This window comes from Terriglobia bacterium (assembly GCA_020072785.1).
Taxonomy (GTDB): Bacteria; Acidobacteriota; Terriglobia; order Acidiferrales; family UBA7541; genus Acidiferrum.
The window spans coordinates 125,616-140,600 of record JAIQGG010000003.1 but is presented as its reverse complement, the minus strand read 5'-3'; the positions used below and the strand labels follow the sequence as shown (position 1 = coordinate 140,600).

9 protein-coding genes are annotated in these 14,985 nt (G+C 62.2%); 4 read left to right on the top strand and 5 right to left on the bottom strand.

Annotated elements, in window-relative coordinates; all coding sequences use genetic code 11:
- Nucleotides 1–21 precede the first annotated feature (21 nt).
- Nucleotides 22–1,446: a pyruvate kinase gene (pyk, locus tag LAN61_10840; protein ID MBZ5541000.1), complete on the top strand. Its 1,425-nt coding sequence runs from the start codon at nt 22–24 to the stop codon at nt 1,444–1,446.
- A 540-nt stretch (nt 1,447–1,986) separates the two neighbouring features.
- Here pyk and LAN61_10835 read toward each other — a convergent pair.
- The 3 genes from LAN61_10835 to LAN61_10825 form a co-directional block, all read right to left on the bottom strand.
- The gene (locus LAN61_10835; GenBank protein ID MBZ5540999.1) at nt 1,987–4,089 is read right to left on the bottom strand and encodes an SIR2 family protein; all 2,103 of its coding nucleotides are present in this window, start codon (nt 4,087–4,089) and stop codon (nt 1,987–1,989) included.
- A 190-nt stretch (nt 4,090–4,279) separates the two neighbouring features.
- A complete protein-coding gene (locus tag LAN61_10830; protein MBZ5540998.1) occupies nt 4,280–5,065 on the bottom strand; it encodes a rhomboid family intramembrane serine protease in 786 nt (261 codons plus the stop codon).
- 137 nt (nt 5,066–5,202) lie between these two features.
- A complete protein-coding gene (locus LAN61_10825) occupies nt 5,203–7,536 on the bottom strand; it encodes an oligopeptide transporter, OPT family (protein MBZ5540997.1) in 2,334 nt (777 codons plus the stop codon).
- Nucleotides 7,537–7,729: 193 nt separating this feature from the next.
- Here LAN61_10825 and LAN61_10820 point away from each other — a divergent pair, with 193 nt between their 5' ends.
- Together LAN61_10820 and LAN61_10815 are read left to right on the top strand one after the other, a co-directional pair.
- Nucleotides 7,730–9,673, top strand: coding sequence for a DUF3857 domain-containing protein (locus tag LAN61_10820; GenBank protein ID MBZ5540996.1), 1,944 nt, complete (start codon nt 7,730–7,732; stop codon nt 9,671–9,673).
- A gap of 115 nt (nt 9,674–9,788) precedes the next feature.
- On the top strand, nt 9,789–11,681 hold the full coding sequence (locus tag LAN61_10815; protein MBZ5540995.1) for a DUF3857 and transglutaminase domain-containing protein: 1,893 nt from the start codon (nt 9,789–9,791) through the stop codon (nt 11,679–11,681).
- A 10-nt stretch (nt 11,682–11,691) separates the two neighbouring features.
- Here the strand turns inward: LAN61_10815 and LAN61_10810 are convergent, their stop codons facing one another.
- On the bottom strand, nt 11,692–12,315 hold the full coding sequence (locus LAN61_10810; protein ID MBZ5540994.1) for a hypothetical protein: 624 nt from the start codon (nt 12,313–12,315) through the stop codon (nt 11,692–11,694).
- A 130-nt stretch (nt 12,316–12,445) separates the two neighbouring features.
- Nucleotides 12,446–12,907, bottom strand: coding sequence for a GatB/YqeY domain-containing protein (locus LAN61_10805; protein ID MBZ5540993.1), 462 nt, complete (start codon nt 12,905–12,907; stop codon nt 12,446–12,448).
- 242 nt (nt 12,908–13,149) lie between these two features.
- Between LAN61_10805 and serA the strand changes: the two genes are divergently transcribed.
- Nucleotides 13,150–14,748: a phosphoglycerate dehydrogenase gene (serA, locus tag LAN61_10800; GenBank protein MBZ5540992.1), complete on the top strand. Its 1,599-nt coding sequence runs from the start codon at nt 13,150–13,152 to the stop codon at nt 14,746–14,748.
- Nucleotides 14,749–14,985: the final 237 nt, after the last annotated feature.

Here is a 14,985-nt window from a genome sequence, read left to right as displayed (position 1 = left end):
CCCGCCAAAGCACAGGAGAATATGGTCTTTCGACGCACGAAAATCGTCTGCACCATCGGACCGGCCAGCCGCTCGCCGCGCCTCATCGAGAAGCTGATGCGCGCGGGCATGGACGTGGCGCGGCTCAATTTTTCGCATGGCACGCACGCCGAACACGCGCGCAGCATTGCGCTGCTGCGGGAGACCTCCCGAAAGCTGCAGAAGCCGATCGCGGTGATCGCCGATCTGCAGGGACCGAAGATCCGCACGGGGCCGCTGGCGGGGGGCGCGCCGGTGCTGCTGCGCACGGGGCAGCGCTTTACGATTACCGCGGCGCGGGTGCTGGGGGATTCGACGCGGGTGAGCACGACGTTCACGGCGCTGCCGCGGGAAGTGCATAAGGGCGACCGCATCCTGCTGGCGGACGGGTTGATCGAGCTGCGCGTGCGGCAGGTGCGCGGCCGGGAAGTGATCTGCGAAGTGGTGAACGGCGGAGAGCTGGGACAGAACAAGGGGATCAACCTGCCGGGGGTGCAGCTGCGCGTGCCGGCGGTGACGGCGAAAGACCGCGAAGACCTGGCGTTTGCGCTGGCGCACGGGGTGAATTACGTGGCGGTGAGTTTCGTGCGGCGGCCCGAGGACGTGCTGCAGGCCAAGGCGCTGATACGCCGGGCCGGCAAGGACACGCCGGTGATCGCCAAGCTGGAAAAGCCGGAAGCCATCGCGAATCTGGACGCAATCCTGCGCGTGGCCGACGGGGTGATGGTGGCGCGCGGGGACCTGGGCGTGGAAATGAGCCCGGAGCGCGTGCCGGTGGTGCAGAAGGAGATCATTGCGCGGGCGCGGGTGTTCCGGCGGCCGGTGATCACGGCGACGCAGATGCTGGAGTCCATGACGCAGAACCCGCGGCCGACGCGCGCGGAAGCCTCGGACGTGGCCAACGCGATTTTCGACGGGTCGGACGCGGTGATGCTGTCCGCGGAAACGGCTTCGGGGAAGTACCCGGTGGAGTCCGTGGCCATGATGGCGCGGATCATCGAGGAGGCGGAGGCCAGCGTGCATGAGTTTCCGCGGCCGGAGCCGACCGAGAAGCTGAAGGTGGCGGAAACGGTGGCGGAACTGGTGTGCCATGCGTCGCGCGAGCTGCACATGAAGGTGATCGCGGTGTTCACGCACAGCGGGTTCACGGCGCGGCTGGTGTCGCGGTACCGGCCGCAGACGCCGATCATCGCGTTTTCGCCGGAGCGCGAGACGCGGAGGCGGCTGGCGCTGATCTGGGGGGTGCTGCCGCGGAACATTGCGGACCCGCGCAAGATCGACGGGCTGGCGGCGCTGACGGACAAACGGCTGCTGGAAGAGCGCCTGGCGCGCAAGGGCGACGTGGTGGGCATCGTGGCGGGCATGCCCATGGGCGTCCGCGGCACGACAAACTTCATGAAGTTCCACATTATCGGCGGCGGAGCGTAGCCCGCCGCGACGGGACGCAGAGCCACGCAGAGCCGGAAGGGCTGTGAACTTCAAGTGTTGGCTTAGAATTCCGGCTGCACCCCTACCCCCACCCCCGTTGTTTTTCGCAAAGAGTGCGGTTGTATATGAATCTGAAGGAGTTAGTGCGCCGCTCTTGGTTGAAGAGTGCGCAAGAGTATCAAAGGAAAGGATTTTAAGTCCTGTAGATTTCCGTTGATACAAAAGAGTGTGTAAGTGATGATTCTGCAGGGGTTGTGGGAGAGGCTTTGGCGCTCCGGTGTTTGCAAGGTGGTTACCGGGGAAGGGGTATTGGGGGCAGCGCGGTAGCGAGGACAAGGGGCAGCATCTCCATCTCCTCCGCGCCGAAAAACGAAACAATTATAACGGAGAATGTACTTACGGTCTATATGAATTAGTGGTATTTTGAATGGTGCGGCAAAGCGGGCTCGGGAATGAGACTACCCCGACCATGCCGAGACACTAAGTTTGCGCCACCGCCTGGGTTCGGATGCGCCACCCGCCTGTCTTTCACGCCCCAGTTCACCCAGCCGATCTCAATGCTTCTAAGCAACAGAACTTCAACTTCTCGCCTGAGCCGCACGGGCATGGGTCGTATGGACCTATTTTTCGCGCTTCACATACCGCGTTAAGTTCTTGAAGACTACGTTTGCGCCAGAAAGAGATAGCCGCATCTGAATAGAACTGATTGTGTGAAATGGCTCGCGTAAGTCGAGGAACGCTGGACTCCGCCGCTAGCAATGCTGCGAATACTCTTCGCGGTTTATCCAAAGATGTGAATGGAATGTTCCTCTTCAGTGCGGCATTGACCGAAGAAATAAACTCGGAACCCGCATTTACTTTTAGCTGTTCCAGCACTTCTTGCCTAAGTGCGACGCCTTCGCTCGTATTCCGGAACTTCAAAATGGTCCTGAGAACCGTTACATCCATCGTCGCCCCTAAGTCTATGTCGGCCTGACTTGTCATGACATAACTTGCGGCTTCATGCGCCCAATCTCGCGTGGCTGCAAGTCCGAATGTGGCTCCGACGATTATTTCACCGCCAAACCAGATGTTCGCGGCTGCAAGATTAAACTGCTGGCACACGACAGCTGTGTTTACAGTATGAGCGACTCTCAAAGCTGGGAAGACGAGCCATCGAGGAATTGCCATTGGAAAAATTCCATCGCTCATGCCTAGAAGGCGTCGCAATCTCGGATGCAGAAGGGCTCCTCGGACAAGCCTGGCTACTTCCCAGCTTTCACTATCAAATACATGAACCTTGCTTTCCAATTGCGTGAGCAAAACTTCGGCTGCGGCTTCCATTCCCGGAGCAGCTTTTATTTGACGGCGAATGTGCTCCTGAGCCGTGGCAAGAACGCCGTCCCTACCGCTCAAGCCTATAAGGCCGACGTCCACACTTGTTAGGGACTCACTGCTGTCATAAATGTATCCAGGCTGGGCATTCACATGAACGAATCGAAGCACATCTTCTTTGACCAACTCCCAGAAGTATTCCCCTCCCACATAATCATGCAAGGCCGCAAGCGATGAGAGTGGCAAATACACCTTTTCGAAACATAAGAGGCCAACGACGAAATCCCTCGGTGAATGAGAATGAAAATTAGGTAATTCGGAATCGATGAAGCCATGCCCCACAATGACGAAGAAAGACGTGCCATCGGGCCTTCCGAGCTGCAGAGTTTGTGAACTGGTCCATGTCCCAGCGGGAGTAAAATCCGAGATGTAATATCCACTCGTGAGTTCAGTGGCGCTACTAGTCACATCGGTTGTCGGAAGACGTGACAGTTTCCCTTCTTGCGCCGCCCGGATGATGTCCAAGGCCATGCTCGCAGAACGGTGGTCTTGCTGCATGCCAACAAAGTATTTTATGGGGATTATGCTCGATGGCAAAACGGGCGGGGCTAACGGTGTTACGAGGAAATGTGGCCCGTTGCCGAAGATTCTTGACTGCGGTTCGAGCGCGGTCAGAGCATTCAAAACGTATTCGTCCTTGAGTCCATAAGCAATGAATATAACTGTCGCGTCTGCGAAAATATGCTTCACCAGCGACAAGTAAGCGGGGTCTTTTTCTAACTTCAAATAGTCTTCAGTTGTGAACACCGCTTGCTCGACTGAGCTTATCGAGCCGTGCAACTTGCAGACAAAAGATTGCTTTTGTTGAATCAGAGAGGCGCATCTCTCGAAATCTGACCTCTGCACGATTGCGGCCGAGGGAACATGCTGTTCCAACACTTCGTCCACATTTGTTGTGACGACGTACAGGGGTTTGAAGGATGAGAGGATGTGCAAAAAATGGTCGTAGACCGGCGTGGTTGGCCGAGGGGATAAGGCAGAAACCAATAATTGGTGATAAAGCGCCGCGTTCGCCTTTCGGCAATTGCTAAGAACTGCAGGCAAGTCGCCCTTGGCGACCAATTCTGCGCCGATAGATTTCTCGTAATTGGCTTCGCTACGGGAAAATATTGAATGTAACTGACCAGCTAGCTCATCCCATGAGGGATAACCACACCACCTACTGGTACCCGCTCCCACCCACAACACGATAGGTTTAGACCCCTCGACAACAACGTCGCGCAATCGCATCAGGGAATAAAAATTCTGCTTCTCGTTCCCATCTAACATTTTCCGTATAACCTCTCTTGCAGGATAATACCTTTAACAGGCTGCGGAAAAAGAGCAAAGAACAGGCGTAGCGGCCGCCGGCAGGCAGGCAAATCCTTGAAAACATGATGCCAGGCTCCCGACAGGGTCAGGATAGATTCCGCCCGGCATCTACAAAATCGGGAGAGAAAAGAGTTTTTCGGCAGGCGGGCTAATTGACCCAGCGGTCGGGGCGCGAGGGCGGCTCGTTCTTTTTGGCGCCCATGTAGACTTCGAATTTTTTGCGGTTGCGCTGGACCTTCCAGTCGGCGAAGCCGTTGCGCACGCGGTAGAGGAAGGAGCCACGGCGCAGGTAGATCCAGCCGACGAGCATGCCGCCGAGGTGGCAGATGTGGCTGACCTTGTCGGCGCCGAAACCGAAGGTGCCGAGAAAGGTGAAGGCGGCCAGGACGATCATGGCCGTGCGCATGCGGATGCTGATGGGCAGGGGGAAAAAAACGACCTGGCGATCGGGGAAGAGAATGGCCATGGCCATCAGAATTCCGAAGATGGCTCCGGAAGCGCCGATGGTGGGGACGTAGGAGAAGCCCCGGCCCCAGAGGACGGGAGCGGTCTTGACCAGGACGTTGATGAGGCCCGCGCCGACGCCGGTGAGGAAGTAATACTGCAGGAAACGCTTCTGGCCCCAGACCAGTTCGAGCTCGCGGCCGAACATCCAGAGCAGGAACATGTTCATGCCGATGTGCCAGATGGTGTCCGGGTCATGGAGAAAGAGATAGGTGAACGGCTGCCAGATGCGCAGGCCGGGAACGACGGCGGCGGGGACGAGGCCGAACCAGGTGAGCAGGCGCTGGTGGGCGAAGGGTCCCCAGAAGTGATTCAGCAAGACTTGAAAGAAAAAGACGGCGAAGTTGGCGATGAGCAGGAGCTGCACGCCGGGTGTCATGTAGAAATTAAAGCTGACGCGGTAGTTGCGGATGCTGGAGCGCGGGCCCATAAGCACTCCAGTGTAAGGCGGCGGGGGGCGCGCGTCAAAGCGTGTGCGGAGCACGCCAGGCCATTTTTTTTTGCATCGCGGGCACGTTTCCGCGAACTTTTCTACTCAGCGGTTTCTGGATTCTTTGACTCTTCCTCTCAGCTCAGTTTTTTGCGCGCGAAATGGTAGAGCGAGGCCGCCAGCAAGGCGAACATGACCACGCCGAGGAGGTTGCCGCGCGCCAGGGAGCCCAGAAGTTTCGGGCCGAAGTTGAAGAGATCGGGCCGCAGCGGCAGGTGCAGCAAGCCCGTCAGCCAGCCCGGCAGACCAGCGGCGATCTGCGGGTCCTGGAGGATGTTGAGGACGATGGCCAGGAGTCCAAAAATGCCGCCGGCGGCGATGAGGCCGCTGGAGTAAAGCGCGCCGGGGCTGGCTTCGCTTTCGCTTTCGCCCTTCTTCGAGCCGCGCTCGACGAGCCAGCGGACGACACCGCCGGCAAAGATGGCCATGGTGGTGGCGATGGAGAGATAGGAGCCCACGGCAAAGGCGAGCGAGCGGACGCCGAGGAGCTCGACGGCGACGACCAGGGCGACGCCCATGAGGACGAGGTGCCAGGGCAGGCGCTGGTTGAGGATGCCGCTGATGACCGTGGCCATGAGGCGGGCTTGCGGCGCCGCGGCCTGGTCGCTGCCGATGCCCTGCACCCACTGGATTTCGATCTTCTGAGTGTTCGCATCGTAGAGGTATTCGCCGTCGGGAACTTCGCGGGAGCCGAGCGCATTGATGAGCGTATAGGTCTTGCCCTTGTAGGCGTAGCTGGGCTTTTCGACTTTGACGCCGGAGGGCAGCGCCTGCACGTTCAGGGGAATCTGGTTGGGAACGTATTTTTCGAGGCCCTTGTTCATGAGCGCGAGGGTGCCGCCGACGGCGATGGTCGAGACGGTGACGCCGACGAGCAGGCCCCACTGCTGCCACACGGGGGTGGCGCCGACGAGGTAGCCGGTCTTGAGGTCCTGCGAGGTGGCGCCGGCAATGGCGGAGGCGATGCACACGACGCCGCCGATGGTCAGGGCCAGGACGGCGTAGTTCGGCGCGGTCCAGCCGGAAACGAGGAAGACGGCGCAGGTGGCCATGAGCGTGGCGATGGTCATGCCGCTGATGGGATTGGAGGAATTGCCGAGCAAGCCGCTGATGCGCGAGGCGACGGTCACGAAGAGAAAGCCGAAGACGACCACGAAGACGGCGGCAAAGAGGTTGGAGACGAGGGTGGTCTGCGCGCCGGGAATGGGCCGGAAGGTCAGCAGCAGCCACATCATGGCGACGATCACGGCCGAGCCGAGGATCACCGTGCGCATGGGCATGTCGCGGTCAATGCGGTTGGCCGCGGCGGAGGCGCCGGCGTTTTCGGCGCGGACATCCTTCAGGCCGGAGCGCAGGGCGGAGAGGATGGTGGGCATTGTGCGCAGGAGGGTGAAGAGGCCGGCGGCGGCCACGGCGCCCGCGCCCATGGGCCGGACATAGCTGGACCAGAGCTGGTCGGGGGTCATCTGCGGGATGGGCACGGTGCTGGGGTAGAGGGCCACGCCGGGCGCGAGCTGGCCAAAAAACTTGATGGCGGGCATGAGCAGCAGCCAGGAAAAGACGCCGCCGGCAAAGAGCGTGCCGGCCACGCGCGGGCCGACGATGTAGCCTACGCCGAGATACTCGGAGGTGATGGCGGCGCGGAAGGACGCGCCGGGGAGCCAACTGGGGCGGTATTCCGGCTGGCCGGTCCAGGCCTGCGCGGTGTTCATCAGCAGGGTGTAAACGCCGCCGAGGCCCAGGCCCCAGAAGACGCGCCCGGCGAAGGAGCCGCCGCGCTCGCCCGCGACGAGGACGTCGGCGCAGGCGGTGCCCTCGGGATAGGTGAGGTTGCCGTGCTCCTTGACGATGAGCTGGCGGCGCAGCGGGATCATGAAGAGCACGCCGAGCCAGCCGCCGAGGAGAGCGAGGGGGAAGATGCGCCAGTAGGTGAACTCCGAGCCGAAGCCCAGGAAGATGAGCGCGGGGAGGGTGAAGATGACGCCGGCGGCAACAGATTCGCCGGCCGAGCCGGTGGTCTGCACGATGTTGTTTTCGAGAATGGTGGAGCGGCCGAAGGCGCGCAGGATGCTGATGGAGAGCACGGCAATGGGGATCGAGGCGGAGACGGTGAGGCCGGCGCGCAGGCCGACGTAAACGGTGACGGCGCCGAAAAGCAGGCCGAAGAGCGCGCCGAGGAGCACGGCGCGGAGGGTAAACTCCGCGGGGCTCTCGTCCGCCGGCACGTACGTGTGAAATTCTTGCGGCGGGGCCGTGGAACTCCAGGGACGTTTGCTCACCGTAAGCCTCCCGACTGCGCGCGATAGGGGCCCGCGTCTGCGGGCACGCCGGGGATTATGCCGCAGACGCGGGGCCCGGGGAAGCGAATCCTGCGGAGCGGGGAGCGCCGCGGGCTTTTTCTTGACAGGCATGATGGGCAGGCGTAGTGTCGCGCTGCACACGTCATATACGTTATACGTTCTAGCAACGCCATTTATGAGTCGAGTCCTTTGTATGCGTGACCGCGAAGCGGTCAACTCCACACGTCGTGGTTCCGGGCTCGCTTCTCAGCCTATCCCATCCATATTAGTGTCTCCGCCTGCGGGCGGGCGGGGGAGGTGTGTCTTGTCAGCACTGCGGCGAATACCGGCGTTTGCGCTGCTTTTGGTTCTGGGCGTGGCGATAGGGTTTCGCCCGGCACGCGCGGGAGACGAATGGCAGCCGATCAATCCGGCAGAACTGAAGATGACCAGCGAGCCGCAGGCGCCGGGTGCGCCGGCGATCTATCTCTACCGGCAGGTGGACCGCGACGACGCGAATGGCCACGAATACACGTATGCGCGGATCAAGATCCTGACGGAGGAAGGACGCAAGTATGCGGACATCGAGCTTCCTTACGTCAAGGGGGTGGGCAGCATTCACGGCATCAAGGCCCGGACCATCCGGCCGGATGGAAGCATCAGCAACTTCGCCGGGCAGGTCTATGACAAGACGGTGGTGAAAGCGAAGGGCCTGAAATATCTGGCGAAGACCTTCACGTTGCCCGAGGTGCAGACCGGCAGCATCATCGAATATCACTACATGTATGACTGGGAGCAGAACCTGATCTACGACTCGCACTGGATCCTGAGCGAAGAACTGTTCACCAAGCACGCCAAGTTCAGCCTGAAGGTCAGCACGTATTTTCCGGCGCGGTGGAGCTGGTTCAATCTGCCGCCGGGAACGACTGCGCCGAAAGAGGAATCGGGAACGGTGCGGCTCGACGTGCAGAACATTCCGGCCTTTCAGACCGAGGATTATATGCCGCCAGAAAATACGCTGAAGGCGCGCGTCGATTTCGTCTACACGCAGAACAGCGAAGCGAATGCGGACAAGTTCTGGAAGAGCGAGGGGAAGAGACTACACGAAGGGGTGGAAAACTTCACCGGGAAGCGCAAAGCGATGGAGCAGGCGGTGGCGCAAATCGTGTCGCCCAACGATGCGCCGGAGGTGAAGCTGCAAAAGATCTACGCCCGGGTCCAGCAGGTGCGTAACCTCGGCTTTGAAGAGGGGAAGACGGAGCAGGAACAGAAGCGGGAGAAGCTCAAGGAAACGAATAATGTCGAGGACGTGTGGAAGCGGGGCTATGCGTACGGGCGGGAGATCACCTGGCTCTATCTGGCGCTGGTGCGCGCGGCGGGGTTCGAGGCGTACCCGGTGCTGGTTTCGCGGCGGAGCCAATATTTTTTCGATCCCCACCTGATGAACAGTTTCGAGTTAAATGACAACGTGGTGCTGGTGAAGCTGAACGGGAAGGAGATTTACTGCGATCCGGGAACAATGTTCACGCCGTTTGGGCTGCTGCCGTGGCCGGAAACGGGGGTGGTGGGCCTGCGTCTGGACAAAGACGGGGGCAGTTGGGTCAAGACCATGCTGCCGGAAAGCTCCGCGTCGCGGATCGAGAGGAAAGCGGAGTTGCGGCTGACGGACACAGGGGATCTCGCGGGAAAGCTCACGATCACCTTCACGGGGCTGGAAGCGCTGTGGCGGCGGATCGAGGAGCACAACGAAGACGAGGCCGCGCGCAAGAAATTTCTGGAAGAGCAAGTGAAGGAGTATGTGCCCGCGGGGATCGAGGTGGAATTGAAGAACAAGCCGGATTGGGCGAGCTCCGCGCAAACGCTGGTAGCGGAATACGAGTTGAAAGTTCCGGGGTGGGTTTCCGGAGCGGGCCGCCGGGCGCTGATGCCGGCGGGACTTTTCAGCGGGACGGAAAAGCACGTGTTCGAGCACGCCAACCGCGAACACCCCATCTATTTTGACTTTCCATTCGAGAAGGCGGACGACGTGACGATTGAGCTGCCGCTGGGGTGGCAGGTGAGCAGTCTTCCGGCGCCCCAGAATCAGGATGGCAAGGCGGTGGTCTACACCCTGAAGGAGGAATACAACAACGGCACGCTGCATCTGACGCGGAAGGTGAAGGTGGATCTGTTGATGCTGGACACCAAATTCTACGGGGCCCTGCAGAATTTTTTCCGGGTGATGAGGACAGGCGATGAACAGCAGATTGTCTTGCAACCGGGGACGTAGACTGGGGCGCCAGGAGCGGCGAAGAACGCTCCGCTGGTTTGCGCTGCTTGCGGTGTGCTGGGCGGCAGCGCCGCAGGCTGCGGCTGGCGATGCCCCCGGGTGGATGCACGCCCTGGTGAATACACCTCTGCCGGTGCACGACGAGAAGACGGACGCGGTTCTGCTCTATTCCGAGGAGATCGTGACGGTGCAGTCGGCGGAGAAGATCAAGACACTGACGCGCGCGGCCTACAAGATTCTCCGCCCCGGGGGGCGGGAACTCGGCACGGTGGTCATCCCCTTCAGCGCGGAGACGAAAATCACCAGCCTGCACGCCTGGTGCATTCCGGCGCAGGGCAAAGACTACGAAGTGAAGGAGAAGGACGGAGCGGAGGTGTCGCTGCCGGCGGTGCCGGGCAGCGAATTGATCACCGACGTACGGGTGAAGGTGCTGCGCATTCCAGCTTCCGAGCCGGGGAACATCGTGGGATATGAATACGAGCAGCAGGATCGCCCCTACGTTCTCCAGGATATCTGGTATTTCCAGGGAACGAGCCCGGTGCGCGAAGCCAAATATTCGCTGCAGCTCCCCGCGGGGTGGGAATACAAGGCGTCGTGGCTGAACAATGCGGAAGTAAAGGCGGTAGCGGCAGGGAGCGGGCAGTGGCAATGGACGGTGAACGACGTGAAGGCGATCAAGCAGGAAGAGGCCATGCCACCGATGCGCGGCATCGAGGGGCAGATGGTGATCTCCTTTCTGCCGCCGGCGGGGACGCGCGGAAACAAAGGATTCGAAAACTGGCGGGAAATGGGCAACTGGTATCGGGAGCTGACGAACGGGCGGCGCGATGCGACCCCGGAAATCCGGCAGAAAGTGGCGTCGCTGACGTCCACCGCTCCCGCGCCGCTGGAGAAGATGCGGGCGCTGGCGAATTTCGTGCAGCGGGAGATCCGCTATGTGGCCATCGAATTGGGAATAGGGGGGTGGCAGCCGCATCCGGCGGGCGGAGTGCTGACAAACCGCTACGGGGATTGCAAAGACAAGGTCACGCTGATGGGGGCGATGCTGCAGGAGATAGGAATCGAATCGTATTATGTGCCCATCTACACGGAACGCGGCGCGGTGACTGCGGAGATGCCGGCGCATGTGGGGGGCTTCAATCACGCGATTCTGGCGATCAAGCTGCCCGAGGGAGTCGCGGATGGCTCGCTGGGCGCAGTGCTGCAGCACCCGAAGCTGGGGCGGATCCTGTTCTTTGATCCCACCAACGAATTGACGCCCCTGGGGCAGCTCAGCGGAGAGTTGCAGGGGAATTACGGACTGCTGGTGACGCCGGACGGCGGGGAACTGATCGAGCTGCCGAAGCAGTCTCCAACGATGAACGGGATTCAGCGGACGGGAAAGCTGACGCTGGACGGATCGGGGACGTTGCAGGGCGACGTGCGCGAAGTGCGCGTGGGCGACCAGGCGCGGTGGCAGCGGGGAGCTTTGAAAACGGCAACCCGGGATGCCGATAAAATCAAGCCCATCGAGACGCTGCTGGCCCAGTCCCTGGCGAGGTTCCATATCCTGAAAGCGGCGGTGAGCAATGTGGAGCAGACCGACCGGCCTTTCCTTTACGACTATTCCCTGGTGGCGGAAAACTACGGCAAAGCGGCGGGGAACCTGCTGCTGGTGCGGCCGCGCGTTTTAGGCAGCAAATCGCTCTCCTTCCTGGAAACCAAGGAACCGCGCAAGTATCCGGTGGAATTCGAGGGGCCGGAGCGGGACACGGATACGTTTGAGATTACGCTGCCGCCGGGGTACGAGGTGGACGACCTGCCGCCACCGGTGAACGCGGAGTACAGCTTCGCCAGCTACCACAGCAAGACGGAAGCGAGCGGGAACGTGGTGCGCTACACGCGGGTGTTTGAAGTGAAGCAGCTCAGCGTGCCGCTGGAGAAGGTCGGAGAGCTGAAGCAATTGTATCGGCTCATCGCCGGCGACGAGCGCAATACGGCGGTGTTGAAGCCGGCGGTGGCGAAGTAGTGAAACGGCGTTACGGCCGGGCCGCAGTGCGGGGACAAGCGAACACCAGAGCAGAAGGAACGGCGGCGGCCGCGAGGCGGGCGCGGAGGGCGCGCGGCGCGGCGGCGAGAAGCTCGGCGCGCAGGCGGCGCGCAGCGTCGTGGGCCAGCGACTTGCGGTAGAGGTCGGCGCGGCGAGCGTAGGAGTATTCTTCGTAGACGGGCGGGGAATCACGCAGGGCTTCGCGCAGGCAATCCCAGGCGCTGCGGTGTTGAAAAAGGCGGCGGCGGGAGGCTTCCGCGCGGGTGACCTCGCTGGCGGTGCGCGCCGGGCCGCCGCCGCTTTCCAGGAGGACCTCCGCCGCTTCTTCCCAGCGGAAGGGGCGAGAAGGATCGGCGTCGGGAAAGGGCGCGAGGAGCGCGGCCACTTCGCCGGGCGCGGCGGAGAAACCATCCCACCAGTAGCGGTAACTGTTGTAAAGGACCGCGCCGGCGCGGAAGATCTGCGCGACGCGCGCGGCGTCCTTACCGGTTACGGAGACGACCATGTCGGCAAGTTCGGCGAGACGAAAGGTCTGGCGGACGACGGGGCGCACACTGAGGTAGCCGGCCTCTTCTTCGGTGAAGCGAACGGGAATAGTTTCGGGAAGAGACATTGCAGAAGCTCTCGATCAGTGTTCGCAGTAAGTTACCGCTGCACAGTCTTTCAAGTAGCCAAGAGAGATCCCTGATATGTGTGACCGCGAAGCGGTCAACCGTCGCTGCGCTCCTCAGGATGACGACCCTTCATGGGGTCGTCAGCTTGGATAGCCGTTCACGGACGAGGTCGCTGAGGGCCTTGCCGTCCACGGTCCTGCCTTCGAGGTGCGCCCTGGCGGCCTTGACCACCGCACCCATCTGCTTGATGGAGCTGGCTCCGGTTTCGGCGATGGCTTTGGCGACGGCGGCGTCCATTTCAGCGGCCGTGGCGCCGGCGGGCAGATAGCATTCGACAATGGCCAGCTCTTTGATTTCCTTGTCCGCCAGGTCCTGGCGGCCGCCCTTGGTGAACTGCTCGATGGACTCTTTGCGCTGCTTGACGAGGGTCTGCAGCACCTGCAGGATTTCCGCTTCCTCGAGCGGGCGGATCTTCTCGGTCTCCTTGTATTTCAGGGCGGACTTGATCATGCGCAGGACGCTGAGACGCAGTTCATCCTTGGCGCGCATGGCGTCGACCAGGTCCTTCTGGAGTTTTTCGGCAAGACTCATCGCGGGCTCCTCAAGCCCCGACTATAGCAGAGCAGCACGCCCGGTAGCACCGGCTTTAGCCGGTGCTACCGGGCGGCGCATGGCCGGCATACAGACTCCCTAGGCTCGGAACAAGTTCCCGCAGACTATAGTTTTTGCTAATGGAAGACAGAGGATTCTTGGATTTGACATGCCGCGCGGTGACCGATACTTTGGTAAGTTCAGAACCAGGGGCGGAAATCCGCCGGGAGAATGAGGACACCGTGAAAGTCATCGTAGCGGACAAGATCAGCGAGCGCGGCGTGGAGCTGCTGCGGGCGCAGGCGGGATGGAAGATTGTCCTGACCACGAAGGAGACGCTGCACGCGGAGATCGCGGACGCCGACGCGCTGGTGGTGCGCAGCGCGACCAAGGTGACGGCGGAATTGCTGGAAAAGGCGCCGCGGCTGCGCGTGGTGGGGCGCGCCGGGGTGGGCGTGGACAACATCGACCTGGAAGCGGCGACGCGCCGCGGCGTGCTGGTGATGAGCACGCCGGGAGGCAACGCCATCAGCGTGGCGGAGCACACCTTTGCGTTGCTGCTGGCGCTGGCGCGGCAGGTGCCGCGGCACGATGCGGCCATCCACGCGGGGCGCTGGGAGAAGTCTTCGGCGGCGGGCACCGAGGTGCGCGGCAAGACGCTGGGGCTGATCGGGCTGGGGCGCATCGGCGGGGAAGTGGCGCGGCGGGCGCGGGCGTTCGAGATGCGCGTGCTGGCGTATGACCCGTACATCAGCGAAGCGGCGGCGCGCGAGGCGCAGGTGGAGCTGGTGCCGCTGGAGAAGCTGCTGGCGGAGAGCGACTTCGTGTCGCTGCACACGGCGCTGAGTCCGGCGACGCAGAACCTGATCAACGCGCAGAGCATCGCGCAGATGAAGAAGGGCGCGCGGCTGGTGAACGCGGCGCGCGGCGAGCTGGTGGACGAAGGCGCGCTGGCCGAGGCGCTGAAGAGCGGGCGGCTGGCGGGGGCGGCGCTGGACGTCTTCGTGGAAGAGCCGCCGAAGAATTCGCCGCTGATCGCGCTGCCGAATGTGATCGCCACGCCGCACGTGGCGGGATCGACGACGGAAGCGCAGGAGGAGGTGGGCACGCAGATCGCGCAGCAGGTGCGCGACTACCTGGCCGACGGGATCATCCGCAATGCGGTGAATCTGCCGGCGCTCTCGGCGGAACAGTACCGGCGTGTGCTGCCGTATCTGGAGCTGGCGGAGCGGCTGGGTTCGCTGGTGTCGCAGGCGGCCGCGGTGCGTCCGGCGCGCATCCGCATCCGCTACTCCGGGGAGCTGGCGGAGGCGGGGACGCACCTGCTGAAGAGCGCGGTGCTGACGGGGATTCTGAACGCGGTGCTGGACGAGAAAGTGAACCTGGTGAACGCGGCGGCGGTGGCCGCGGCGCGCGGGCTGACCGTCGAGGAAGAGACGCGGCGGCGCGAGCACGGCTTTCCGAACACGCTGGAAGTGGCGTCGCTGCCGGAGCCGGGGAGCAAGCAGCCGGGGTTGAGCGTGGAGGGCACGGTGTTGCACGACGCTTCGCCGCGGGTGCTGGCGATTGACGGAATTCCGCTGGAATCGCAGCTGGCGGGGACGATTCTCTACCTGCGCAACCACGACCAGCCCGGCGTCATCGGGCAGGTGGGCACGCTGCTGGGGCAGCAGGGAGTGAATATCGCCACGTTCGCGCTGGGGCGGCGGGATGCGACGCGCGGAGCGGAAGCGGTGTCGCTGGTGCGGCTGGACGGCGACGTGCCGGAATCCGCCGTGGAGCCGATCCGCAAGCTGCCCGCGGTGACCGAAGCGAAGCTGGTGCACCTGGGCAAGAGCTGAGGCGGGCGGCGGCGCCTTGTAACCTTCCATCAACTTCTCACGGTTCGATGTGCAAGGCGTGTCCGATAGTTTGGACGTGGGCGGCTCGTTCGGCAACTACACCGGGATGCTCACCAACCCGCGGGTGATGCAGTTCGCGCTGCGCTACGAGTTCTAACGGAGTTCCACTCTTTGCAGAGCCGCTGGGAAGCGCAAGCTTCCCGGCGGTTTTGTTTTTCTCGAATGATTGCCGACACA